Genomic DNA, 24,461 nt, shown 5'->3' on the forward strand with positions numbered 1-24,461 from the left:
GGCGCTCGCCGCGGCGCCCGTCCCCGGGCGGGCCGAGGCGCGCCCGCGTCAGCGGTGGCGGCGCTCGACGTCGGCGGCCACCCGCCGGAAGGCGTCCAGGACCCGCTTGACCGCCAGGCGCTCGGCGCGGTCGGGCCGCAGGATCGCGGTGATGTGGCGCCGGGTCGGGATGCCGGCGATCTCGCGGAGGACGAGGCCGGCGCCGGTGGGGGTGGTGAAGCGGGGCAGGACGGCGACCCGGCGGCTCCCGGCCACCAGCGACTCGACCAGGCGGTTGTCGCGGATCCGCTGCACCACCCGCAAGGAGGCGCCGGTCGCGCGTTCGACCGACTCGAGCACCGAGTCGAAGGGGTAGCCCTTCGGCACGCCGATCCACTCGCAGTCGACCAGGTCCTCGGCGCGGACGGTCCCGCGGGCGGCGAGCGGGTGGTCCGCGGCCATCGCCACGTCGAGGGGCTCGCGCGCCAGCGGCACGGCGGCCAGCGCGTCCGTCCCCGCCGGGCGCACGCCGGTGAAGCTGTGCGCGATCACGATGTCGTGGTCGGCGGCGAGCGCGGCGTACTCGGCCTCGGCGATGTCGATGTCGCCGCACCGCAGCTCGATCGCGCCGCCGTCGATCTCCCGCAGCACCGCCGCGAGCAGGAAGGTCGCGGCGCTGGGGAGGGCCGCGACGGTGACGGTGCCGGAGGGTTCGCCGCGGAAGGCGTCCCACCGGGCCCGGGCCTGCTCGAGCGCGGCGGCGACCGCCGCCCCGCCCTCGGCGAGCACGCGGCCCGCCTCGGTCAGGCGCAGGCCGCGGCCCGAGGGCTCGACCAGGGCCATCCCGAACTCGCGCTGGGCGGCCTTGAGCTGCTGCGAGACCGCGGACGGGGTCCGGTGCGCGGCGCGGGCGACCTCGGTGACGCTGCCGCGCAGGGCCAGTTCGCGGAGCAGTTCCAGGTGGCGCACGTCCATGCAGCGATGCTACATAATGCCTTAAGTATTTTTCAATTGTGCTTTACAGTCGCGGCGCCGATGATGGACCCATGCCTGCTCGCCATGTACTGCTCGCGATGGCCGTCGCCCTCATGTGGGGACTCAACTTCATCGCCATCGACGCCTCGCTGCGGCACTTCCCCCCGATGCTCCTCGTCGCGCTCCGCTTCGCCCTGATCGCCGTCCCCGCGGTGCTGCTGGTCAAGCGGCCCGACGTGCCGCTGCGCTGGCTGATCGGGTACGGGCTCGGCTTCGGCACCCTCCAGTTCCTGTTCCTGTACTGGGGCATGGCCTCGGGGATGCCCGCCGGCCTGGCCTCACTGGTGCTCCAGGCCTCCGGGCCCTTCACCGTGCTGCTGGGCGCCACGTTCCTGCGCGAACGCGTGACCGGCCCCCAGGTGCTGGGGATCCTGGTCGCGGTCGGCGGGCTGGCGGTGGTCGGCTGGCAGCGCGCCGAGCACGCCAGCGTCGTCCCGTTCCTGCTGACGCTCGCCGGGGCCCTCGGCTGGGCGGTCGGCAACGTCTGCAACCGGCAGGCGCGGGCGGCGAACCCGCTGCACCTGACGCTGTGGATGTCGGTGGTCCCGCCGCTGCCGATGCTGGCGCTGTCGCTGGCGGTGGAGGGCCCCTCGCGCATCGCCGGCGCGCTGACCGGCTTCGGCGAGCCCGGCGCGGTCGGCGCCGTGGTCGGCCTGCTCTACACCGTGGTGATCGGGACCGTCCTCGGCTCGGGGCTGTGGACCTGGCTCATGTCGCGCCACCCCGCGGGCGTCGTGGCGCCGTTCTCGATGCTGGTGCCGGTCGTCGGGATGACCGCGGCGTGGCTGGTCCTGGGCGAGACCGTGACGCCCCCCGAGGCCCTCGGCGGGGTCCTGGTCGTCGGCGGTGTCCTCCTCGGGGGCCTGCGGCGGCGCTCGGACCGCGACCGGGCGCGTTCGGCCGAGCTGATCGCCGCGGCCCGGACCGGGCCGTGACCTCCGGCCCCCGGGGCGCGCCGGCCCTTATGATCCGGCTGTGAACGGAACTGCAAGGCCCACCGGCGTCCTCGGAACGGGTGCGCGGACCACGGCGCCGCGGGGGGCGATGGACCGGGCGCTGCTGTCGGCGCCGGTGGCTTCGGCGGCCACGCGGCCGCACATCGGCGCGGTCCTGCACTGCGAGGGGCCGCCGCCGAGCCTGGAGCGGCTCGCCGCCCACGTCGTGGCGCGGCTGCCGCGGGTCCCGGCGCTGCGGAGCGTCCCGGCCGGGTCGCGGTGGCGCGTCGAGGCGGGCCTCGACCTGGAGGCGCACGTGGTCGAGCGGCGGCTCGAGCCGGGCCCGGCGCCGCTCGAGGCGGCGGTGGGCGAGCTCATCGGCTCGCCCCTGCCCGAGGGCGGTCCCGCCTGGCGGCTCCATCTGCTGCACGGCCGCACGGGGGACGGCTTCGCGCTGCTCTACCGGGTCCACCACGCGCTCCAGGACGGCGGCGGGATGCTCCACACGCTGGAGGCGCTGTTCGCCGACGACGCGGACGCGCCCTCCTCGGCGGTGTACCCGGGATTCGCCGCACCGGCGCGGGCGTCGCTGCGGGACTTCGCCACCGGCGCGGGCGCGCTCCTGGGCGGGGCCCTGCGGGCCGGGAGCTGGGCGTCCCTTCCCGCGGGGTTCTCCGCCGAGCGGGAGCACCGCTGGTGCGAGGTGCCGGTCGACCTGCTCCGCGGCGCCGCCCGCCGCCACGGCGCCTCCGTGAACGACGCCTTCCTCGCCGCGCTCGCCCACGCGCTGGCGCCGGCGGCGGCCCCGCCGCGCGTGCCGTTCCTGGTCCCGGTGAACCTGCGCCGACCGGGAGAGGAGGCCGCGCCCGGCAACCGGGTCGTCCTCGCCTCCGTCGCGCTGCCCGGCGGGGAGCGCGGCGCCGCCGGGCGCCTCGGTCGCGCACCGGGCGCGACCGGCGCGCTGAAGTCGGCGGGCGTGCGCGAGGCCGTGCGGCGCGTCACGGCGCTGACGCCGGCCGCCGTGATGACCGGGATGCTCAAGGCCGTGTCGCGGCCCGCCCGCTCGGCGACGCTCGCGTCCAACCTGCCGCTGCGGCGACGCCTCGGCTTCCAGGGCGCGCCGGTCGTCCGCGTCGCGCCGGTGATGTGGGCGCCGCTCGGCGTCCCGGCGGCAGCGTTGATGCTGACCTACCGGGGCACGGCCGCGGTGTGCTTCACGACCGACCCGGCCATGCCGGGCCTCGACGGGCTGCGCGACCGGTGGCGGGCGGCCGTGGAGTCCTGGGGCTGAGCCGGGCGCGGCGTCACCGGTCGGACGGCGTGAGCGCGGGCCCGGTCCTGCGGGTGGACCACCAGACGATCGCGGTGATGACCACGACGGCGGCGGCGGGGACGAGCTGGGCCGCCGAGCCGGCGCCGGAGGACCGGTCGGCGAGTTCGGCGCCGAGGTCGATGCGCAGCAGCGGGGCGCCGAGGAGGGCGACCGTGTTGAGGACGGCGTGGAGCGCGACCGCGGTCTCCAGGCCGCCGGTGCGCCAGGTGAGGACCGCCAGGCACGTCCAGAGCACGAAGTACCAGGCGTTGATGTAGAGGTCGGTGGACCCGTGCGCGGCGGTGAACAGCGCGCTCGAGACGAGCACCCCGGCGATCAGCCCGGCCCGGGGGCTGCGGGCCCAGCCGCCGACGACGCGGAAGAGCAGCCCGCGCACGCCGTACTCCTCCCCCGCCGTCTGGAGGGGCGTGAGCAGGAGGGTGCCGACGAAGACGCCGATGAGGTCGAGGCGGGACCAGGCCGCCTCGGTGCTCGGCGCGAGGAACCCGATCGCGTTGACGAGCAGCCAGGCGGGGCCGAACGCGATGAGCGCCTTGCCGAGCACGTCGAACCGGAAGCGGGAGGCCACCGAGTGCAGGGAGGCGCCGGGGACGCCGTAGAGCCACCGCTGGATGAGCATGCTCCACGGGACGAGCAGGCCGAGGGCGAGCATGGAGCCCGCGTGGTGGAGGGGCGTGTAGTCGGTGCCGCCGAGGCTCGGGGGCGTGTGGCCCAGCCGCGTGTCGAGGGGCGCGAGCGCCAGGCCGACCGCGGCGGGGAAGAGGACGAACCCGGCCAGCAGGAGCGCGATCGCGAGCAGGCCGCGCCCGATGCGGCGCCGGTCGCCGGCGAGGACGCGGTGGTACTCGACGCCGCCGGGCACCGCGGGCGCGCGGCGCGGCGCGCCGGGGTCGAGCAGCCAGGGCCGTGGGGTGGTGGTCGCCATGTGTTCCTTCTCCTGGTTCGGTCAGTTGCCGGCGAGGTCGAGCAGGGGCGTGTAGCGCAGGCGGAGCGCGCGCTCCATGCTCGCCAGCGCGGCCCCAGCGGCGAGGGCGATGTTCAGCCACAGCGGCAGTCGGACGGGGGAGGTGAAAGTGCCGACGCGTTCGGCGATCGGGGGGATCTGCGAGATCGGTTCGGCGAGCTGGAGCAGGTTCAGGCCCAGGCCGACCACGAGCATCAGGACCGAGGCGGCCCCGATCCCGCGGCTCAGGCCCGGATGCGCCGCCTCCAGGCGGGCGCGGCGCCCCTCGGCCGAGGCGGGGTCCGGGGCGAGCCGGCGGGCCGGCCCGGCGGCGGGGACGTAGTGGCAGCGCTTGATCCCGTAGGCGCTCATCGCCACCTCGACGGTGCCGCCCTCGACGGGGAACGCCGCGGGCAGCTTCGACTCGGCCGCGTGCCTGCCGTTCACGAACAGGTGCGCCCGGACCTTGGCGTCGTCGAGCTGCGCCCAGTGGCGCACGTCCACCGCGTAGGCGGCGCCACGGGGGCCGCCGCCGGTCGGGCGGAGCCAGAACAGCGACCGGAGCGGCAGTTGCCACCAGCGGAAACGCTGGAGCGCGCGCCCGTCTCCCGGTTTGAGCCGCCTTCGCGCCGGCCAGTGCGTCCCCGCCATCCGCTCCAACGCCTTCGGTTCGCCGCCAGATCACTAATACACTGTGTTAGCCGTGATGCTAGCACACCGTGCTAGTACGATGGAGGGGAAGGGGCGGACACGGACGGGGGAACGGGCATGGGGTCGCGGGAGAAGATCCTCGAGGCGGCGGCCGCGATGATCGCCGAGGACATGACGGCGACACTGAGCGTCAGGGCGGTCGCGGCGCGCGCCGGGGTGAGCACCGGCTCGCTCCGGTTCCACTTCCCCACCCAGCGGGCGCTCCAGGACACCCTGCTGGCGCGGATCTACGAGCACACCTTCCCCGACGACCCGATCCGGGACCGGTCGCTCCCCGCCCGCGACCGGCTCGTGAGCTGCCTGCGGCAGGTGCTCGCGCCCGCCGGCGTCGGCGAAGCGGCGCGCAAGGCGTGGGAGCAGGCGTACCGGACCTTCATCGCCCCCGACCCGACCGAGCAGGTGCGCGCAGCGTACCTCGCCCACGAGCGGGAGGCCGCCCGCCGCGTCGAGTACTGGCTCAGCGCGCTCGCCGCCGAGGGCGCGCTCCCCCAGGGGGACTACGCCCCGAAGGTGCGGTTCCTGCTCACCGTCCTCAACGGACTCTCCGTGGAGCGCGCGCTCCCCGCCGACGGGTCCCTCCTGAAGGCCGAGACCGAGACCCTCTACATGGCCGTCGACCACGTCCTCGGCACCGGCTGACCCGCGCCGCCCGCCCTCCGGGCGGCGCAGGTGAGGCAGGCCCTACCACGCTTACGGCGGCCTGCGGCAATGTGCCACGGCGGGATCCTCCGTAGCGTGTGGACATGACCGACACCCCCTCCTCCATCGACCAAGGCGCCGCCGCGGACCGCGCGGCCGGGACCGGCCCGGCGCTCACGCGGGGCGGCCGCCGATGGCACCGCCCGCTCGTGGCGCTCGGGATCTTCGGCGGCGCCGTCGCCCTCTTCTCGCTCGCCGCCATGCCCTTCGACGACCGCGCGCTCCTGGGCGACAGCGTCTGGGCCAAACCGTTCAAGTTCGGCTTCGCGTTCTTCGCGTACGCCCTCAGCCTCGCCTGGCTCCTGTCGCACCTGACGCGGCTGCGGCGCACCGGCTGGGCCGTCGGCACCGTGTTCGCCGTCGTCGGCGCCGTCGACTTCGCGGTCGTCGTCGCCGCTGCCGCGGCGGGCACCTACAGCCACTTCAACGGCGCCGACACCGCGCTGAACCGGATCGTCCAGACCGCGTTCGACTCCGTGCCCGTGCTGTTCCTCGCGAACGCCGCCATCGGCGTCCTGGTCCTGTTCCAGCGCATCGGCGACCGCGCCGCGACCACTGTGGTCCGCTGGGGCCTGGCGCTGTCGAGCCTCGGCATGGCGGCGGCGTTCTTCATCCTCGGCGTCGCCGACGAGGAGGAGCGGACGCGGTCGGACGCCAACGGGGACGCGATCCCGCTGAGCGGCGGGCACGGCGTGGGCGACCCGGACGGCAACGGCATGTTCCTCACCGGCTGGTCCACCACCGGCGGCGACCTGCGCGTCTCGCACTTCATCGGCCTGCACGGCATCCAGGTCCTCATCGGACTCGCCATGCTCCTCGGCGTCCTCGCCGCGCGCCGCGCCTGGCTGCGCGACGACCGGGTGCGCGGCGGGATCGTGCGCTGGTTCGCGGTCGGCTACCTCGGGGTCTTCGCGACCACGGTGTGGCAGGCCGTGCGCGGCCAGTCGTTCACCGCGCCCGACGCGGCGACGCTCGCCGCCTTCGCGGCCGCCGTCCTCACCGCCGCCGCCGGCATCGCGGTCACCGCCGCGCGGGCCCGCAGGGCCGCCGCGGCGCATTGACGGGAGCGACCGCCGGGGCCGGTGAAGGCGGCCTCGGCGGTCGGCGAGCGTATCGCTTCGCGTGCGGCGGCAGCCCTCAGGAGCGCTCGGCGCCGGGCAGGAAGACGCGCATCGCGGAGCCGCCGCGCCGGGCCCGGCGGTGGTAGGGCACGAGCCGCACCTCCCGGGGCGGCGCGTCCCAGCCCGACCGCTGCGGGCCGGCGCGGAAGGGGACCCGTCCGGCGGGGGCCTCGGGTTCGGTTCGCGCGGCCATGCGCACCACCGCGCCGTCGCCCTCGGCGCGCGGCGCGGCCCGGGTGTCGACGCGGAGGCGCTCGATCGGCAGGTCGCCGGGGAGGTCCAGGTCCTCCGCGCAGAGCACCAGCGGACCGCGCTCGACGGCGACGCATCCGCGCACGGCGTCGATGCGCTCGTCGGGCCAGGTGAAGCGCGGGCCGACGGGCAGTTCGAGCGTCAGGGCGGCACCGGGTTCGAACACCGCCCGGACCGCGGCCCAGCCGGGCCCGACCGCGCGGCGGCCGCCCCCGTCCGTCAGAGCGGCGCCCTCGGCCCAGTCCGGGACGCGAAGGCGCAGTTCGACTTCGCTCCCGGGCGCCTCGACGACTTCGATGTGGACGGTGCCTTCGAGCGGGTAGGCCGTGGTCACGCGCAGGGCGAGCGCGCCGCCGTCGAGTTCGGCGCGGATCTCGCCGGGGGCGTACTGGAGCAGCGCGAGGGTGTCGCCCTCGACCGACGCGGCGCAGGCCTGCCACGAGGCGAGGGTGCGGGCGAGGTTGGTGGGGCAGCAGGAGACGTCGAACCAGGGGGCGCGGACGCCGCCCTCGGCGCGGGGGTTGACCTGGTCGGGCTTGACGTCGGCCGCCGAGGCGCGCTGCTGCAGCGGGTTCGCGTAGAAGAAGGACCGGCCGTCCTCGCCCGGGGAGGCGGCGACGACGTTGTAGAGGGTCCGCTCGATGAGGTCGGCGTACTCGACGCGGCCGGTGGCCAGGTACAGGCGCCAGGACACCATGTTCGAGGCGATGCCCGCGCAGGTCTCGCAGTAGGCGCGGTCGGGCGGCAGCTCCCAGTCCTCCCCGAAGCCCTCGTCCTGGTGGCGCGAGCCCATGCCGCCGGTGAGGTAGGTGCGGCGCTCGACGGTGCGCGCCCACTGGCGTTCGAGGGCGCCGAGCAGTTCGCGGTCGCCGGTGTCGACGGCGACGTCGACGGCGCCCGCGGCGAGATACAGGGCCCGGACGGCGTGGCCGCGCCAGGCGTCGGCCTCGACCACGGGGACGTCGTCCTGGAAGTAGGACCCGTCGAGGAGCGCGACGGGTTCGAGCGTGCCGCGGCCGCGGCGGTCGATGAACCGCCGCGCCTGCTCGGTGTAGCGGGGCTCGCCGAGGGCGCGGCCGAACTCGGCCAGGCCGACCTCGATCTCCGGGTGGCCGCAGATCCCTTGGCGGCCTTCGGGTCCGAACTCGCGGCAGACGTGGTCGGCGGCGCGGCGGGCGACCTCGACGAGCTTGTCCTCGCCGGTGGTGCGGGCGCGGGCGACGGCGGCCTGGAGGAGGTGGCCGGTGCAGTAGAGCTCGTGGCCGGAGGAGAGGTCCGCGTAGCGCGGCTCCTGGCCGGGGCCCCCGTAGCAGGTGTTGAGGTAGCCGTCGTCGGCCTGGGCCGCGGCGATCCGGTCCACCAGGACCTCGAGCGTCTCGTTGGCCCAGGCGTCCCCGGTGCGGCCGTGCTCCCAGGCGAGCGCCTCGACGAGCTTGTAGACCTCCGAGTCGGAGAACTGCCAGCCGGGCCGGGGGCCGCCGGTGTCGCCCGCGGCCGCGCGGTCGAAGTTCGCGGTCCAGCCGAGGCGCTCCATCCACTCCAGGCAGTGGCGCAGGGTCGCGGCCGAGTTGACCGCCTGGAGGCCGCCCCAGAAGCCGCCGGCGAGGCGGTACTCGTCGAGTGCGATGCCGCGGCGGTTCGCGGGCGGGGCGACGGGAAGGGGCCGGGAGGTGTTGCCGGGGTTCACGGTTCAGTCCTTCACGGCCCCGGCGGTCACGCCGGCGGCCACATAGCGCTGGGCGACGACCAGGAGGACCGCCGCGGGGAGGGAGGCGACCACGGCGGTGGCCATGATCGCGTTCCACTGGGTCGTGTTGTTGCCGATGTACTGGTAGATGCCGAGGGTGATGGGGACGAACTCGCCCGAGCGGTTGAGGGTCGAGGCGAAGATGAAGTCCGACCAGGCCCACAGGAACGCGAAGAGCGCCACGGTCAGGGTCGAGTTGCGGCTCACCGGCAGCACGATCCTGGCGAACGTGCCCCAGGCGCCGGCGCCGTCGACGCGGGCGGCCTGGACGAGCTCGCGCGGGATGCCGGCCATGAACGCGGTGTACAGCAGGACGCCGAAGGGGACGGCCACGGTGGAGTCCGCGATGATGAGGCCCCACACGGTGTTGAGCATCCCGAGGCGCACGTAGATCGCGTAGAACCCCATGGCCATGACCACGGCCGGGATCATCTGCGCCACCAGGAGGAGGAAGTTCAGCGCCTTCCCGCCGCGCAGGTTGAGGATCGCGAGCGCGTAGCCCGCGGGGGCGGCGATGACCACGGTCAGGAGCACGCAGCCGATGCCCACGGCGAGGCTGGTCCCGAGGGCGGGGAGCTGCTGGGCCAGCGCCGCCTCGAAGCCCTCGAGCGTCGGGTGGGCCGGGAACCAGTTGGTCTGGCGCAGTTCGTTGGTGGGCGTGAGGGAGACGTTCACCATCCAGTAGACGGGGAACAGCATGATCGCGGTGAAGACGACGCCGAGGGCGGTCTTCCACCAGGGCCGGGCGGTCATCGGCGGGCCTCCGTCCGCTGGAGCCGGAGGTGGAGGAAGCCGAAGACGAGCGCGATGACGATGAGCAGGTTGCCGATCGCGGCCGCGGGCGAGAAGTCGGGCTGGCCGGTGCCGAACGCCTCCCGGTAGGACCACACCGCGAGGGTGAGCGAGGCGTCGCCGGGGCCGCCGGTCGTCATGATCCAGATGACGTCCACCACCTTGAGCGTGTAGATGAAGCCGAGCAGCAGCGTGATGGCCGAGACGGGGCGCAGCAGCGGGAGGGTGATGTGCCAGAACCGCTCGCGGGCGCCGGCCCCGTCGAGCGAGGCGGCCTCGTAGGTCTCGGGCGGGATCTGCTGGAGTCCCGAGTAGAGGATGACGAGGTTGAAGGGGATGCCGAGCCAGATGTTCGCGATGACGACGGCGGTGAGCGCGGTGTCGGGCGAGGTGAGCCAGTTGACCTGCTCGCCGCCGAACGCCTCGATCACGGAGTTGACGATGCCGTTCTCGCTGTTGAGCATCCACGCCCAGGTCGAGGACGAGACGATGAGCGGCAGGAGCCAGGGCACTAGGAACAGCGCGCGGAGCACGCCCGAGAGCCGGAAGTTGTCGCGGAAGAACACCGCCAGGGCCAGGCCGATCGTGTACTGGAACGCGATGGAGACGACGGTGAACAGCGCGGTGTTGAGCGCGGCGGTCCCGAAGGAGTCGGAGCCGAAGACCTCGGCGTACTTGGCGAGCCCGGCGAACTCGGGGTTCCCCTGGACGAACGCGCGCACGGTGTAGTCGTGGAGGCTCAGTTCGACGTTGCGCCACAGCGGGTAGGCGTAGAACACGAGCAGGTAGGCCAGGAGCGGGGCGGCGAAGCCGGCGGCGGTCCAGGCGCCCGCGTCGGGGCGGCGGCGGGCCCGGGGGCGCGCGGCGGGGCCGGTGCCCGCCGCGCGCTCGGACGCACGCCCGGTCGCGTCGACCGAAGTCGTGGTCATCGGTGGGTGCTCCTCGTCAGCCGATCGCGGCTTCGGCGTCGGCCTGGGCCTGCGCGAGGGCGTCGGCCGGGCTCGCCGATCCGGACAGGGCGTTCTGGACGGCGGTCCACAGCGCCTCGGAGATCATCGGGTAGTCGGTGCCGAGGTTGTCGCTGGTGCGGCCCTTGGCGGAGCGCACGGCGTCGACCCACGGCTGGAGCTCGGGCTGCGCCTCGAGGAGCGCGGCCTGGCCCTCGGCGGTCGGCGGGATGTAGTAGGCGAAGGTGGTGGCGGTCTCGACGAAGCCCTCGGGGGTGGTCATGCACTCCACGATCTCGCGGGTGACGTCGTAGCGCCCGGTGTCGGACTGGACGGGGGCGATGATGAACTCGCCGCCGGTCGGGGCGGGCGCGGCGCCGCCGCCCTGGGCCGGGAGCGGGACGACGCCGGTGGCGAAGCCGGCCTCGGCGGCGCTGTTGACCTGCCAGGTGCCGTTGACGGCGAAGGCGTACTCGCCGGTCAGGAACTCCTCCCAGGTGGTGTTCTGGGAGTTGGTGATCACCGAGTCGGGCGCGTAGCCCGCGTCGAGCCAGCCGGTCCACAGTTCGAGGGCCGCGACGGCCTCGGGCGAGTCGAGGTCGGTCAGGTCGGCCCCGGCGCCCCAGAACCAGGGCAGGAACTGGAAGGAGCCCTCTTCGGTGCCGATGCCGGCGAAGGTGACGCCCTTCGCGCCGTTATCGGTAACCTGAGCGAGGGCCGAGGTCAGGGCCGCCCAGTCGGTGATCGAGGCGGGGTCCACGCCGGCGTCGGCGAGCAGGTCGGCGTTGTAGTAGAGCGCGAGCGTGTTGGCGCCGATGGGGATGCCGTACGCCTGGTCGTCGACGACCCCGGCGGCGAGCAGGTTCTCGTCGACGCCGGAGACGTCCAGGCCGAGCTCGTCGACGGTGGTGAGCATCCCGGTGTCGGCCAGTGTGGACACCGCCGGGTTGTCGAGCAGGATGACGTCCGGGCTGGTGCCCTCCTGCGCCGCGAGGAGCGCCTGGTTGGTGAGGGCGGTGGTGTCGGAGGCGGTGCGCTCGATGGTCACGCCGGCCTCCTCGCCGCACGAGGCCACGCGCTCGGCCCAGGCGGAGTCCTCGGCGTGCTGGGGGTAGGGGTCCCACCAGGTGTAGGTGTCGGCGTCGCCGCCGCTGGAGCCCCCGGAGGAGCAGGCGGCGGCCGCGGCCAGTGCGGCGGCCGCGGCGAGGGCCGCGGTCGTCCTGGTGAGGGATCGGTACTTCATGTGTTCCTCCTTGAACGGTTCCCGGTCGGCGGCGTGCCTTCCGAGGTGAGGGGTTGCCCTTGCGGGGGACGCGTCACCGGGTGCGGGGCGGGGCGGTGGAGCCCCGGTCGACCAGTTCCGGCGCGACGAAGCGGACGACGTGGGGGGCCTCGTCGTCGAGTTCCTTCTCGATGCGGCGCACCAGCTGCCGGACGGCCATGCGGCCGAGCCGGTCGGGGGCGCTCTCGATCGAGGAGAACGGGAGGGAGAAGGTCCGGGCGAACTCGTCGGAGTAGCGCCCGACCACCGAGAGGTCGGCGGGGGCGGTGAGGCGGCGCTCGTGCAGCACCGTCGGCAGGGCCGCGGCGGCGGCCTCGTTGTTGAGCAGCAGCCCGGTCGCCCCGGGGTGGGCGTCGAGCAGGGCGTGCAGGTCGCGGCCGATGGCGGGCTGCGAGGAGGGGGCGTGGACGGCGTGCAGGGCGGCGCCGCGCCGCGCGGCGGTCTCGACGGCGGCGTTCTGGAGGCGCCACACGTAGGCGCCGCCGCGCTCGATCACGTGCTCGGGCTGGGAGACCAGGAGCAGTTCGCGGTGGCCGAGGGCCGTGAGGTGCTCGACCATGGCGCGGCCGGCCTCCTCGAAGTCGAGGTCGAACACGTCGACGCCGGTGCAGTCGCCGGGGAGGCCGACGAGCGCGCCGGGCTGCGGCGCGGCGCGGAGCACCGGGAGGCGCTCGTCGTCCTCGGCGACGTTGAGCAGCACGACGCCGTCGACCATCCGGGAGTCGGTGAGGCGCTTGAGCGCCGCGGGCCCGTCGGGGTCGGAGCTGAGCAGGATGTCGTAGCCGAGGTCGCGGGCGGTGTTCGCGACGCCCTGGATGTACTGGAGCATCGCGGGGGCGAACTCGTCGGGCAGGAACTGGGCGAGCAGGCCGATCACCATGGCCCGCGAGGTCGCCAGGGCCCGGGCGCCGGCGTTGGGCGTGTAGCCGAGCTCGGCGGCGACCTCGGCGACGCGGCGGCGCACCTCGTCGGAGACGGAGCGCTTGCCGCTCAGGGCGTACGACGCCGTGGACCGGGCCACGCCGGCGGCGCGGGCGACGTCTCCGATGTTGACCATCGAAACCTCCTCGTGTGTCCACGGTCAGTCGAACCGGTTCGAAACATAGCACCCATATTCCCAGAAGGCAACCCGGACCTCTGGGCATATCACCAGTTCAAGAATCCTATATATCGAAGTACTTGCATCGAACGAAGTTCGAAACTAGCCTCTGCGAGATAACCGATCGTCGAACCGGTTCGAGAACTCAACGAGGAGAAACAATGTCCCACCCCCTGAAACGGACGCTCGCGCGGGCCTGCGCGGTCGTCATGATCGTCGGGGCCGCGGTGGCCGGAGCCGCCGTCCCGGCCGGCGCCGCGGGCCTGACGCTCACGGTCGACGTCGGCCAGGTCGTGCGCCCCGCGACCCAGGTCGCCGCCGGCGGCCTCTACGGCGTCGGCTCCGACTCCCAGCCGACCACCGCGATGCTCCTGCCGCTCAACCCGACCAGCTTCACCCAGCCCGCGCCCGGCACCACCCACCTGGGCAACGGCGCCACCGAGCCGTGCTGCGACTCGATGGACGTCGGCTACAACCTCACCCGGGCCGGGGCCCAGCAGTTCATCCGCATGCCCGACATCTACCCGTCGTTCCCCTACGTCTGGCAGGGCTGGGCCGACTGGGAGCAGAAGGTCACCACCATGGTGAACGCCCGGCTCGCGGAGACGGGCCTGACGAACGTCCACGGCTGGGAGCTGTGGAACGAGCCGGACTGGACCTGGGACAGCGCGGCGGGGTCGTTCAACTCCGGCTGGGAGCGCACGTACGACCTCGTCGAGTCGCTCGACCCGGTCACGCCGATCGTGGGCCCGAGCTGGGCGCAGTACCACCACGACCGGATGCTGTCGTTCATGACCCACGCGAAGAACACCGGCACGGTGCCGGACGTGATCGTGTGGCACGAGCTCGACGACATGAACTGGGACGCCTTCGACGACCACGTCGCCGACTACCGCGCCATCGAGTCCTCGCTGGGGATCTCCCCCAGGCCGATCGCGATCAACGAGTACAACAGCTACGGCCAGATGGACATCCCCTCGGTCGCCCTGCACTGGATGAGCGTCTTCGAGCGCCACGGCGCCCGCGAGGCCCACCGCGCGTACTGGTTCGAGGCCGGGACCTTCGACGGGCTGTTCACCCTCCAGAACCAGCCGACCGCCTCCTACTGGCTGTACCGCTGGTACGGCGCCATGACCGGCAACATCGTCAAGACCACGCCGAACTCGTGGCTCGACGGCGTCGCCTCCTACGACTCCAGCCGCAAGACCGTCAACGTCCTGTTCGGCGGCGACTGGGGCGACAACGCCGTCAGGGTGAACGGCCTGGGGAGCCTGGGCTCCAGTGTCGAGGTGGAGGTCCTGTACACCCCCGGATCGGGGCGGCACACCGCCGTCTCCTCGCCGACCCTGGTCAGCAGCACCACGATGCAGACCAGCGGCGGCTCCATCACCGTGCCGGTGGACGACATGAACGCCGAGGGCGCCTACCAGCTCGTCGTCACGCCCGCGGGCGGCCCCGCGACCTCGTGGCAGCAGGTCTACGAGGCCGAGAACAACACCGTGGTCAACGCCCGGACGTACGCCTCCTCGAGCGCCTCGAACGGCTTCTACGTGGGCGGCATCGACAACGACACCGACATGCGGTCGGACTCCTTCGTCGACTTCACCGTCAACGTGCCGACCTCGCGCAGCTACACCATGGCCGTCCGGTACGCCAACGGCACCGGCGCGACCGCCACGCACGGCCTCGCCTACAACGGGAGCGCCTGGTCCACGGTCTCCTACCCGCCGACCTCCGGGTGGGGGCAGTTCTCGACCACCACGGTCACCGTGGACCTCCACGCGGGCTACAACGTCATCCGCCTCGCCAAGGGATCGCCGTACTTCGACGGCGGCACCGGCTACGCCGAACTCGACAGCATCACCCTGACCTGACGGGAGGCGGGGCCGGGGACGGGGTCCCCGGCCCCGCCGCGGGCGGGCCCGTCTGCGTTCACGGCGGCGGAGGCCGGTCGCGGGGCGTCAGCCCGGCGGCGGGTACGGGTGGGCCTTGAGCAGGCGGGCCAGGTGCGCGGCGTTGGCCGCGAGCGTCCTGTTGGTCTCGGCGACCGCCTCGGGCGGGCCGTCCAGGTCGTTGTAGTCCGTGGACGTCATCGCCTCGGCGTTCCAGTAGGTGCACCCCTGGGCGGGCACGGTGAAGCCGATGTCGTCCAGGGCCTGGAAGCAGTCGGCGACGATCTTGTGCGCGCCGTCCTCGTTGCCCACGACCGCCACGGCCGCGACCTTCCCGAACATGGAGGGGCGGCCTTCGGCGTCGGTCTCGGACAGCTCGGCGTCCAGGCGCTCCAGCACCCGCTGCGCGATGCTGGAGGGGTGGCCGAGCCAGGTCGGCGTCGACAGCAGCACGATGTCGGCCTCCAGGATGCGCGAGCGGATCGACGGCCACTGGTCGCCCTCCCCCATGTCGGTCTTCACGCCCGGGCGCACGTCGAAGTCCACGACGCGGACCCGGTCGCCCGCCACGCCGTGGCCGCGGAGCTCGTCCAGCACCTGCCCGGCGATCAGGTCGCTGCTCGACGGCGCGGGCGACGGTTTGAGCGTGCAGGTCAGGGCCAGTGCGGTGAGTGCATCGTTCATACAGGCCCATTACCCGCAGCGATGCGGTTCAACCGGCGCGGGCGGCCCCGTCCCGGCGCCGGGGTTCACCCGCAACGCGGCGGCAAGCGTTCGGCAAGTGCCCCCGGTTAGCGTCGTCGCCAGCGCGGCACCGGTCGGCAAGGCCGGTCCGGCTCCGCGGACACGGCGAGAGAGAAGCACTGCATGGACTTTCGAGGAACGGACCCCGAGGCGGCGATCGAGCGGGTCGCGGCCTGGCGGGCGCGGGTCGACAAGATGGCGGCCGACACGAGGGCGATGAGCGAGCGGCTGGAGGAGCTGCGGTGCACCCTCGGCGACCCGAACCGGGTCGTCGAGCTGACCGTCGACTCCGGCGGGATGCTGCTCGACCTCCGCTTCAGCGAGCGGATCCGGCGGATCCCGCCCGAGGAGGCGTCGCGGATCGTCATGGAGACCCTCGGGGAGGCCCGGCGCCGTGTCTCGGAGGAGACCGCGCGGGTCATCGGCGAGACGATGGGCGAGGACAGCCGCGCGGGGCAGGCCATCGCCGACCGCATCCGCGACCGGCTCGTCCCGGCCGGTCCCGAAGGGCGGCGCTGATGGCCGGGGGCTTCGGCGTCGAGACCGAGGAGCTGCTGCGGCACGCGGCGAACCTGGAGGCGCTGGCCGAGCGCTTCGCGGCGGTCAAGGCCGCCAGCGCGCACATCGTGCAGGACGACGAGGCGTACGGCAAGGCGTGCCTGTGGATGCCCATGGTGATGGAGGGCCGCCACCGGCGGCAGGACGAGCTCGTGGCGTACGTGGCGGAGAACCTGGCGCTCGCCGCCGGGGAGCTGCGGGCCGCGGCCGGCGCCTACGACGACGCGGACCAGGCCTCGCACCAAGAGATGCGGGCGCTCACCGAAGCGATGGGGGGCTGAGGCGGTGGGCGACGACGCGCTGATCGCGGACGTGCAGTCGACCCGCGAGCTGTGGACGGGGGCGGGCCTGCTCGAGAGCACCCAGGGCGTGGTCGAGGCGATCATGTCCGAGAACTGGGTCGACGCGGGGCTGGGCGGCGTCGGCTGGGGGCTGGAGATGGTCGGGTCGATGATGGACCCGTTCAGCGCGCTGCTGTCGAACGGGCTGGGCTGGGCGATGGAGTACTTCGAGCCCATGCGGGAGGCGCTGGACTGGGTGTCGGGCCAACCCGACCTGGTGACCTCGCACGCCACCACCTGGTACAACATGTCCGACGAGCTGTACTCGATCTGGGAGGAGCTCGGGGCGGCCCTGTCGCAGGACCTGCCGGGCTGGACGGGCGAGGCCGCGGAGGGCTACCGGGCGCTCATGGGCCACAACCTCGAGGCGGTCGGCGGCCTCAGCGGCACCGCGTCGGCGATGGGCGCGGCCGCCCAGGGCGCGTGCGGCCTCATGGTCATGACCCGCGAGCTCATCCGCGAGTTCATCGCGGACTGCGTGGGGAAGGCGATCGTGTGGGCGATCGAAGCGATGGGCGTCTACACGGCCCCGGCGATCGCGGTGGGCATCGTGGGGGCCGTCATCGAGTGGTGCGGCACCATCTTCGGCTGGGTCACGGCCCTCGTCGCCAGTTACCAGAACCTCAAGCTCCTCCTCGACCTCTAGGACGCGACGATGACACCCACGGCGAAACTGGCCCTCCTCATGGGCGTGGCCCTCACCGCGATGGCGGTCGGCGGCCGAGGGGGCTTCAGCGGCGGGACGCCGTCCTTCGACGGCGCCGCGCCCCGCGTCGGCGGGGACGGCCCCCGAGTGGACGCCGACGGTCCGGCCAGGACCCGCGAGGGCGGCGGCGCGTCGCCGTCGATCACCCCCGACGGGGGCACCACGGTCACGAGCCACCAGGACGCCATCGGCACGACGGCCGCTCTCGGGCGCCCGGGCGGGGCGGGCGGGGCGCTGCCGGTCCCCGACTTCGACCGGATGAGCGCGGCCGACCGGGCCGCCTACGGCGAGTTCCTCGACGGGGCCGACGCGATGTTCGCGAGCATCGACCGCCGCCTCCAGAGCCTCAACGGGCGCGTGGACGACCTCCTGCTGGGCCAGCGGCTCGACCGGATCAGGGACGCGCTCCCGGGCCTCACCGAACAGGCCCGCGACCTGCGCGGGGAGATCCACGGCCTGGCCGACCGGTTCGACCTGGGCGAGCGGCGGCTCGAGCAGCTGTTCCCAGAGACCCCCGAGCTCAAGCCGGGCACCGACACCGACTACGTGGGGCAGCTCTCGACGTTCCAGCGCTGGGGCATGGGCGTCGCGCTCTCCTTCGAGGCCCTGTTCGCGGGAACCGGTGCGACCGTCCCCGACAGCCACCAGCCGCATCCGGCGCAGTACGAGCAGTCCGCCACGGCGGAGGGGGCCCAGAGCACGCACGGCGCCCCCGAGACGCGGCCCTACGGCCCCCTCGACAGGGAGGCCCCCAGCGGGCCGCAGAGCGCCGACCCGCCGCCGAACGCGCCCAAGCCCGGACCGAGCCCCGATGACCCGCGGCCGGGCCGCGGGCCGCTCACTCCGCCGACCGAGCAGCCGCGGAATCGCCCCGGCGGCAGGAAGGACGACTAAGCCCAATGCTGTTCAGTTAGGAGGGTTGGCCTTGGGTCTTCGGTCGGTGCCAGGCACTCGGTGGCGGAGTGGTGAGAGTCCTTCGTAGGGGTTCGCCGGGCCGGGGCCGTCTGCCGGGGTCGGGTCGGTGCTCGCGTGGGGTGCAGGCGGCGGCGGTGTGGCGGAGGGGCCGGTTCTGGTGGTGTGACCGGGGTTCGGGCGGGCGGCGACGGTGCCGTGGAGGCCGGGGTCGGGGTGCGTCGCCGGGGTCGGGTCGGTACTCGGGCGGGGTGCAGGCGGAGGGGTCGGTCCTGCGGTGGTCGCCGGGGCCGGGGCGGTGTGGGTCGCGGCGGGAACGAACAATGATGCTCCGGTGGTGGTGGGGCCGGTGGTTGCCGGTGCGGTGGCGGCTCGGCCGGTCCTCGCTGCGGCGGCTCGGCCGGTCGTCGGTGGTGCGGCGGAGTTGCTGCCGGTCATCGCTGCGGTGGCGGTGGTGGCGGCGGGGTCGGTGGTTGCCGGGTTCGTCGCTGCGGCCTGTCGCCGGGCGGCCTGGCGCGCGGTGGGTGCCGCAGGAGTGCTGGCGCAGGGCATCGTCGTGGTCGTGGTCGTGGTGGTCATGGTGCGTTCACCTCCTTCCGGTGGGTGTGGTCGCGTCCTGGCGGATACGCGGTGAGGGTCGCGATGGTGATCGCCTCGCCTGACGGCACCGCCTCGCGGCGGGCTCTCGCGGCCGGGTCTCGTATCGCCGTCGAGTAGTAGTCGCCGCCGTGCGGCCGTGGCCTGCCGGTCCCGCCAGTCCTCCCTGGCCTGGTGTCACAGTCCTATCGGGCGTGTTGGGCCTGCCGGGCCTGTCTGGTCTTCCCCTCCTGTCCTGTGGTGGTGGTCGGGTGGGTGTGCTGGATACGCCTCGGGGTGTGTGCGGGACTCCGACTGTGCTGGCCGGCGGTACCTCCTCAAGGAGGCCGCGCTCCCGTCACATGCCCGTAGACCGCGGTGACGGTGGTACCAGCGCAGGACCGGAACGCGGGACAAGCAACCCCCGTCCTCTACTGCGGGGGCGGCCCCGACACCAGTGGGCGGTACGAGCGGCCAGAGGCTGTCGTAGTCTGCATTAAGTGAACACATCTCGTTCGCTTGCACTGATTCCGTAACCCTGTACGTACCACCAATCATCCCCCCACCAACCCCACCCCGGCAACACCCACACGGGTAGAACACCCTCACGTTCCACCCCGAATCCAATGTCCCGCAACGACATCCACACCCCACACCGACGCTCCGCCCACCCGACCCACACCAGCCCCCGAACCCGCCAACCGACCCCAGCCCCACACACACCGCTTCGTCGCCGCCGCCCTGACCGCTCCCCCAACGCTACCGGCACCCGACCGACTCACCCCGGCACTGCCCCCACCGCCACCGCCACCGCCGATGATCTAACTGAACGGCATTGCGGCCAAGCCGCGCCTCGCCGCCCGGTCTTCGGGCGGCGAGGCGCGGCCCGGCCGGACCGGGGCCTCGCCGGTCACCGGTAGGCCGTGGCCCGGATGATCTCCTGGCTGATCTCGCCGCCGTGGCGGTCCTCGGCGGTCACCTGGAAGGAGATGAACCCGCTGCCGTTCCGGGGCGCCTTGCCCGGCAGGAAGACCAGGTGCTCGCCGTTCCAGAGGGGCAGGACCGGCGCCCGCTGCCAGGTCTCGCCGTCGTCGAAGGACGTCGAGAACGTCAGGGACCTCGCCCGGACCGGGTCGCCGCCCTCGTCGCCGAGGGTGAGCCCGATCAGGTTCAGGCCGAGCCGTTCGCGGAAGCCCGGGACGCTGTTGTCCATGTCGAGGTTCAGGTCGTAGTCGAGCGTCAGGAGCGGGACCGGGGTCGCCGCGTCCGGGTCGGTGGACGCGGAGGTGAAGGTCCACTCGGTGCTCGTCCGAGTCGATTCGCTCGCCCACGCCGAGTCGTTGTTCACCTCGTAGGTGAAGCGGTAGGTCTCGGACTGCGGCGGCAGGGTGAGCGTGCCCTGCGGGAGCTGGTGCGTCTCGCCGAGGAGTTCGTCCCCGTGCCAGATCCGGAAGTGCGAGTCGATGCCGCCTTCGAAGGTGTTCGAGGGGGTCTCGGTGAAGTTGCCGCCGTCGTCGACGACGCCGGCCGTGGGGATGGTCAGGACGTCGCCCTGCCGGGTGACCGGCCTGGCGGGGTCGAAGGCGGGCGCCAGCGGCTGCCGGTGCCACGACTGCTCGTAGTGCCCTCCGGGCTCGTAGGAGCACAGGCCGCTGGTCAGGTTCAGCGAACCGGTGGGGTCCTGCGGGCGCATGTGGTTGTAGGCCCGCTCGGGCGCGTGCACCGCGTACTGCCACGCCACGGCGGGGTCGGACACGTGGTAGTCGACGCGGGTCCTCGGCGCCCCGAGGAGCGGCGTGATGATGCCCGTGGCGAGCCCGGCGTCGGGTTGGAACGCGTACGACGTCTCGCTGAAGGCCTCCTGGTCGAGCATCGAGTAGAAGTCGCGCTCCACGGTGGTCAGGTCGTCGGCGTCGGCGGTGTAGTGCAGGTCGCCCGAGATCCCGCCCCGCTCGGCGTACACGAGGTCGTAGCGGTACGGGCTCTGCCGGGTGCCGGACGCGGCCACGGTGAGCCCGCCGGATTCGAGCGCCTCCAGCAGCGCGAGGCCCTCTTCGCGGGAGAGGCGGACGGTCGGCGCCTCGAGGAAGGTGCCGGTGGCGCCGAGCCGGTTGCTCAGGCCGGGCTCGTCGTTGTAGACCGCGACCATCGCGGCCCCGGCCTCGGCGGCGCGGTTCGACTGCACCGCGACGGAGGCGTCGTCGCTGCGCTCGATCAGCGCCAGCGCGCCGTCCAGGTCGGCCGCGGCGATGTCCGCCTCGGTGGCCTCGCCCGCGTCGGCGACGCGCAGCTCCCGCTCCCCTTCGAGGGCCGGGAACTGCCAGGAGTGGTCGCTGAACCAGTCGGCGCGGAAGTACTGCGGATCGAGGTCGAGGCCCTCGGCGTCGAAGGCGACGGCGGGCGCTTCGAGCCGCCACCGGGAGGTCGCCGTGAAGCCGCCGATCGTCACGTCGCCGGTGGGCAGCATGAAGAACCGCTCCTCGACCTGGGCTCCGGCCCCGTTGAGGTCGTAGTCGAAGGCCGTCTCGCCGTTGGCGAAGGTGCGCGTCCACGCCAGCTCGACCGCGCCCCCGGTGTTGGCCTTGCCGTCGTGTTCGGGGGTGTCGACGGTGACCTCCACGGCGTCGCGCGCGTCGAACGTGACGTGCGTGTCGTCCTCGACGACGAGTTCGGGGTCGCCCGCCAGGGTGGTGTGCAGCGGCGCGTCGGTGTACGGGCTGCCGTCGCTGGCGGCCCAGGCGGGCTTGGTGTAGATGTAGGACATCACCGAGTAGGTGCCCGCCGGGACCCGGAAGCAGTTCGGGCCGCTGTCGCACCGATCGAGCATCGGCTCGCCGGTCTCGACGTCGAACACCAGCGACGGCGCGTGGTTCGCCCAGGTGCGGGCCGGGCGGCCGTCGCGGGCGACGGCGTCGAGGGTGAGTTCGTAGTGGACCGCCTCGACCTCGAACGCGACGGGGGTGCGCACGGCGGCGCCGTCGGCGGTCGCGGTGAGTTCGCCGGTGTACCGCCCGTCCGCGGCGGCCTCGGCGTCGACCGTGACGCGGGCCGTCGCGCTCGCTCCGGGCGGGATCGACAATGTGGACGGCTCCACCGAGAGGCCCTCCGCGGCGGTGCCGTCCTCGGCGGCGGCAGCGGCGGTGAGGTCCAGGACGATCTCGGCCTCGGTGGTGTTCGTGTAGGCGACCTCCCGGACGGCCGGTTCGCGGTCGCTCTGCGGGTAGGCGAAGAAGCCGAAGTCGAGCGAGCCCTCGGAGGGCCGCACGGCCGCCTCGATCGACCGGGCGACGTCGACGCGGCCGGTGCCCTGCTCGAACACCGAGGCGCCCTCGGTCGGGACCGCGCCCGCCATGAGGGCGGCCTTGAGTTCCGGGCCCGTCAGGTCCGGTTCCGCCGCCAGCAGCAGCGCGGCGGCGCCGCTGACCATCGGCGCGGCCATGGACGTGCCCGAGTAGGCGGTGTACGGGTCGTCGTCCTCGCCCGTGCCGTCGGCGCGCGCGGCCCAGATGTCGACGCCCGGGGCGGTGATGTCGGGCTTGAGCCCGAAGCCCTCGTAGACGGGGCCGCGGTTGGAGAAGTCGGCGAGCACGTCGTCGTGGTCGACGGCGCCGACGGTCAGCGCCGAGGGCGCGTCGCCGGGGCTGCCGATGCACGCGTCGCAGCCCGCGTTGCCCGCGGCCACCACGAACAGGACGCCGGTGCTGTCGCTGAGCTCGTCGATCGCGTCGGTGAGCATCGGGGCCTCGTAGTGCCCGGGGGACAGTCCGAGGCTCATGTTCACCACGTCGGCGTCCTGCTCGGCCGCCCATTCCATGCCGTCGATCAGCCAGGACACCTGGCCCCCGCCGCCGTCGTCGAGGACCTTGCCGACGACGAGGTCGGCGCCGGGCGCGACGCCGGAGCGGGGGTCGCCCGTGCCGGCCACGATGGAGGCGACGTGCGTGCCGTGGCCGTTGCGGTCCCGGTAGTCCTCCGTCGTGGTGAAGTTCGCGGTGGCGGCCACCTGCCCGGCCAGGTCGGGGTGGGTGTCGTCGATGCCGGTGTCGAGGACGGCCACGGTCACCCCGGAGCCGTCGACGCCGGTCTCCCAGACGGCGTCGGCCGAGATCTGGGCGGTGCTGCGGTCCAGGTTGGCCTCGACGCGGGCGTCGAGCCAGAGCTTCTCGACGCCCGCGAGCGGGCCGGCGGCGAACGCGCTCGCCTCGCCGGTGATCGAGTCGGCAAGGGCCGCACCGAGTTCGGCGGCCGCGGTCTTGTCGAGTTCGAGGCCGACGGCGTCCACGCTCTCGAGTCGGACGGTCGCCTCGGTGCCGGGGATCGCCGCGTCGCTCAAGGTGGTGTCCGCGGCGTACTCGGCGAGGAGCGGCAGGTGGCCGCTGCTCGCGTCGTCGAAGCCCTGCTCGGCGAGCGCGGCGACGTCGAACAGGGCGGCGTCGAGGCGCTCGGGGACGAGCGGCGCGACATCGGAGGGCAGGACCTGGATCCGGTCGCCCGAGCCGGAGACGCGGAACTTCGGGACGGTGCCGCCGGGCCGGGGCGCGGGGGTGACCGTGACCCCGGCGCGGCCGTCCGGGAGGACGCTCAGGTGCACCACGTCGCCGGTGATCAGCGTGACGTCGGTCGCGGTGGCGGCGGTGTCCTGGGCGAATTCGCCGACGGCCGCGGGGGGCTCGGCCTGGGTCGGACTGGAGGCCACCAGGGTCAGGGCGGCCGCGACCGCGATGATCGACGCGGCGGCGACGGGGGCGCGGGGCAGTCTGCGAGCTGGGTGTGTCACGCCGGCTCCTTCGGGGGGAAGTGTTCGGTTTGCGACCATTCTCATTCGCCGCCCGGCCATGATCAACTTTCTTGCGTGGCGGACTTCGGCCATGGCAGAATGCCGCCATGTTGCAGACCCTGGGCGTCGGCGAGGCGGACGAGGCGCTGTACCGCGTCCTGCTGCGGGCCCCCGGCTCCACCGCCGACGAGCTCGCGGAGGGGGCGGGCGAGGCGGTCGCCGCCGTGCGCCGGGGCCTGCGCCGGCTCGAGGCGCTGGGCATGGTGTCCCGGCTGGCGGGCTCCCCGGTGCGCTTCTGGCCCACCCGGCCCGACGTCGCCGTCGAGGTGCTGGTCGCGCTGCGGCGCAGGGAGCTCGCCGAAGCGCAGGCGGCGGCGCAGTCCCTGATGGACGAGATCGCGCCGGAGCAGCGCGCGGGCCCCGAGGAGCTGGTCGAGATCGTCCAGGGCCGCCAGGCGGTGGCCCGCCGCTTCCTCCAGCTGGAGCAGACCGTCGCCGAGGAGCTGCTGGTCCTGGACCGGCCGCCGTACTCGCAATCGGTGGACCAGGCCAGCGACAGCGAGCACGAGCTCCTGGCGCGCGGCGTGAAGGTCCGCGGCATCTACGCCTCCGAGGGGCTGGAGGCGCCCGGGCGGATGAAGGAGCTGGAGCGGCTGGTGGCCGCCGGGGAGGAGGCCCGGGTCTCCCGGCTCGTACCGATGAAGCTGGCGATCGCCGACCGCGCGGTGGCGCTGCTGCCCTTGAGCTATGAGCGGATCACCGAGCAGGCGATGGTCGTGCGCGGCTCGACGCTGGTCGACGCCCTGGTGGCCCTGTTCGACGTCCTGTGGCAGCTGTCCCTGCCGCTGTCCGAGACGGACGGCGGCGCGGTCGCCGACCGGGACGGGCCCGTGCTGGACGCGTCCGCGCGGCGCCTGCTGTCGCTGCTGGCGGCCGGGCTCAGCGACAAGGCGATCGCCCGGGAGCTGGAGGTCAGCCCCCGCACCCTGAGCAGGCAGCTCGCGGTGCTGACCGAGCTGCTCGGCGCCAAGACCCGGTTCCAGGCGGGGGCGCAGGCCGGTGCCCGAGGGCTGGTCTGAC

General features: G+C 73.7%; 21 protein-coding genes. 11 read left to right on the top strand and 10 right to left on the bottom strand.

Annotated elements, in window-relative coordinates:
* Nucleotides 1-48: 48 nt before the first annotated feature.
* Nucleotides 49-954, bottom strand: coding sequence for a LysR family transcriptional regulator (locus tag LO763_RS05515; RefSeq protein ID WP_230600961.1), 906 nt, complete (start codon nucleotides 952-954; stop codon nucleotides 49-51).
* Between the two features lie 71 nt (nucleotides 955-1,025).
* Between LO763_RS05515 and LO763_RS05520 the strand changes: the two genes are divergently transcribed.
* Together LO763_RS05520 and LO763_RS05525 are read left to right on the top strand one after the other, a co-directional pair.
* Complete coding sequence (locus LO763_RS05520) at nucleotides 1,026-1,949, top strand: EamA family transporter (protein ID WP_230600962.1); 924 nt, start codon at nucleotides 1,026-1,028, stop codon at nucleotides 1,947-1,949.
* A 40-nt stretch (nucleotides 1,950-1,989) separates the two neighbouring features.
* Nucleotides 1,990-3,240 carry a wax ester/triacylglycerol synthase domain-containing protein gene (locus LO763_RS05525; RefSeq protein ID WP_230600963.1) on the top strand — a complete coding sequence of 417 codons (1,251 nt, stop codon included), beginning with the start codon at nucleotides 1,990-1,992 and terminating at the stop codon, nucleotides 3,238-3,240.
* 13 nt (nucleotides 3,241-3,253) lie between these two features.
* Here LO763_RS05525 and LO763_RS05530 read toward each other — a convergent pair whose 3' ends face one another.
* Nucleotides 3,254-4,207, bottom strand: coding sequence for a CPBP family intramembrane glutamic endopeptidase (locus tag LO763_RS05530; protein WP_230600965.1), 954 nt, complete (start codon nucleotides 4,205-4,207; stop codon nucleotides 3,254-3,256).
* A gap of 21 nt (nucleotides 4,208-4,228) precedes the next feature.
* Complete coding sequence (locus LO763_RS05535; RefSeq protein WP_230600967.1) at nucleotides 4,229-4,876, bottom strand: hypothetical protein; 648 nt, start codon at nucleotides 4,874-4,876, stop codon at nucleotides 4,229-4,231.
* 117 nt (nucleotides 4,877-4,993) lie between these two features.
* Between LO763_RS05535 and LO763_RS05540 the strand changes: the two genes are divergently transcribed.
* Entirely contained in the window at nucleotides 4,994-5,575 is a 582-nt protein-coding gene (locus LO763_RS05540) for a TetR/AcrR family transcriptional regulator (protein ID WP_230600968.1), read from the top strand.
* A 104-nt stretch (nucleotides 5,576-5,679) separates the two neighbouring features.
* Nucleotides 5,680-6,696, top strand: a complete 1,017-nt coding sequence (locus LO763_RS05545) for an SGNH/GDSL hydrolase family protein (RefSeq protein ID WP_230600969.1) — start codon at nucleotides 5,680-5,682, stop codon at nucleotides 6,694-6,696.
* A 76-nt stretch (nucleotides 6,697-6,772) separates the two neighbouring features.
* Here the strand turns inward: LO763_RS05545 and LO763_RS05550 are convergent, their stop codons facing one another.
* The 5 genes from LO763_RS05550 to LO763_RS05570 form a co-directional block, all read right to left on the bottom strand.
* Complete coding sequence (locus tag LO763_RS05550) at nucleotides 6,773-8,695, bottom strand: glycoside hydrolase family 127 protein (RefSeq protein WP_230600970.1); 1,923 nt, start codon at nucleotides 8,693-8,695, stop codon at nucleotides 6,773-6,775.
* Between the two features lie 3 nt (nucleotides 8,696-8,698).
* Nucleotides 8,699-9,508 (bottom strand): carbohydrate ABC transporter permease, encoded by an 810-nt coding sequence (locus LO763_RS05555; RefSeq protein WP_230600971.1) that lies wholly within the window; start codon nucleotides 9,506-9,508, stop codon nucleotides 8,699-8,701.
* On the bottom strand, nucleotides 9,505-10,476 hold the full coding sequence (locus LO763_RS05560) for a carbohydrate ABC transporter permease (RefSeq protein WP_230600972.1): 972 nt from the start codon (nucleotides 10,474-10,476) through the stop codon (nucleotides 9,505-9,507). The genes LO763_RS05555 and LO763_RS05560 overlap by 4 nt, the downstream gene beginning before the upstream one ends.
* A gap of 16 nt (nucleotides 10,477-10,492) precedes the next feature.
* Complete coding sequence (locus tag LO763_RS05565) at nucleotides 10,493-11,737, bottom strand: sugar ABC transporter substrate-binding protein (RefSeq protein WP_230600973.1); 1,245 nt, start codon at nucleotides 11,735-11,737, stop codon at nucleotides 10,493-10,495.
* Nucleotides 11,738-11,810: 73 nt separating this feature from the next.
* Nucleotides 11,811-12,833 (bottom strand): LacI family DNA-binding transcriptional regulator, encoded by a 1,023-nt coding sequence (locus LO763_RS05570; RefSeq protein ID WP_230600974.1) that lies wholly within the window; start codon nucleotides 12,831-12,833, stop codon nucleotides 11,811-11,813.
* 203 nt (nucleotides 12,834-13,036) lie between these two features.
* On the opposite strand from LO763_RS05570, the gene LO763_RS05575 reads away from it, so the two are divergent.
* Nucleotides 13,037-14,749, top strand: coding sequence for a carbohydrate-binding protein (locus LO763_RS05575; protein WP_230600975.1), 1,713 nt, complete (start codon nucleotides 13,037-13,039; stop codon nucleotides 14,747-14,749).
* A gap of 87 nt (nucleotides 14,750-14,836) precedes the next feature.
* Here the strand turns inward: LO763_RS05575 and LO763_RS05580 are convergent, their stop codons facing one another.
* Entirely contained in the window at nucleotides 14,837-15,451 is a 615-nt protein-coding gene (locus tag LO763_RS05580) for a flavodoxin family protein (RefSeq protein WP_230600976.1), read from the bottom strand.
* 183 nt (nucleotides 15,452-15,634) lie between these two features.
* On the opposite strand from LO763_RS05580, the gene LO763_RS05585 reads away from it, so the two are divergent.
* The 5 genes from LO763_RS05585 (at nucleotide 15,635) to LO763_RS05605 (ending at nucleotide 18,662) form a co-directional block, all read left to right on the top strand.
* Nucleotides 15,635-16,030, top strand: coding sequence for a YbaB/EbfC family nucleoid-associated protein (locus tag LO763_RS05585; protein WP_230600978.1), 396 nt, complete (start codon nucleotides 15,635-15,637; stop codon nucleotides 16,028-16,030).
* Nucleotides 16,030-16,350, top strand: coding sequence for a type VII secretion target (locus tag LO763_RS05590; RefSeq protein ID WP_230600980.1), 321 nt, complete (start codon nucleotides 16,030-16,032; stop codon nucleotides 16,348-16,350). The genes LO763_RS05585 and LO763_RS05590 overlap by 1 nt, the downstream gene beginning before the upstream one ends.
* A gap of 4 nt (nucleotides 16,351-16,354) precedes the next feature.
* Nucleotides 16,355-17,056: a WXG100 family type VII secretion target gene (locus LO763_RS05595; protein ID WP_230600982.1), complete on the top strand. Its 702-nt coding sequence runs from the start codon at nucleotides 16,355-16,357 to the stop codon at nucleotides 17,054-17,056.
* A gap of 9 nt (nucleotides 17,057-17,065) precedes the next feature.
* Nucleotides 17,066-18,010, top strand: coding sequence for a hypothetical protein (locus LO763_RS05600; protein WP_230600983.1), 945 nt, complete (start codon nucleotides 17,066-17,068; stop codon nucleotides 18,008-18,010).
* A gap of 295 nt (nucleotides 18,011-18,305) precedes the next feature.
* Nucleotides 18,306-18,662 (top strand): hypothetical protein, encoded by a 357-nt coding sequence (locus LO763_RS05605; RefSeq protein WP_230600984.1) that lies wholly within the window; start codon nucleotides 18,306-18,308, stop codon nucleotides 18,660-18,662.
* 852 nt (nucleotides 18,663-19,514) lie between these two features.
* On the opposite strand, the gene LO763_RS05610 is transcribed toward LO763_RS05605, so the two are convergent.
* Nucleotides 19,515-23,381, bottom strand: coding sequence for a S8 family peptidase (locus LO763_RS05610; RefSeq protein WP_230600985.1), 3,867 nt, complete (start codon nucleotides 23,379-23,381; stop codon nucleotides 19,515-19,517).
* Nucleotides 23,382-23,488: 107 nt separating this feature from the next.
* On the opposite strand from LO763_RS05610, the gene LO763_RS05615 reads away from it, so the two are divergent.
* A complete protein-coding gene (locus LO763_RS05615; protein WP_230600986.1) occupies nucleotides 23,489-24,460 on the top strand; it encodes a TrmB family transcriptional regulator in 972 nt (323 codons plus the stop codon).
* Nucleotide 24,461: the final 1 nt, after the last annotated feature.

The sequence above is a fragment of the Glycomyces amatae genome, assembly GCF_020991375.1.
In the GTDB taxonomy this organism is placed as follows: domain Bacteria; phylum Actinomycetota; class Actinomycetes; order Mycobacteriales; family Micromonosporaceae; genus Glycomyces; species Glycomyces amatae.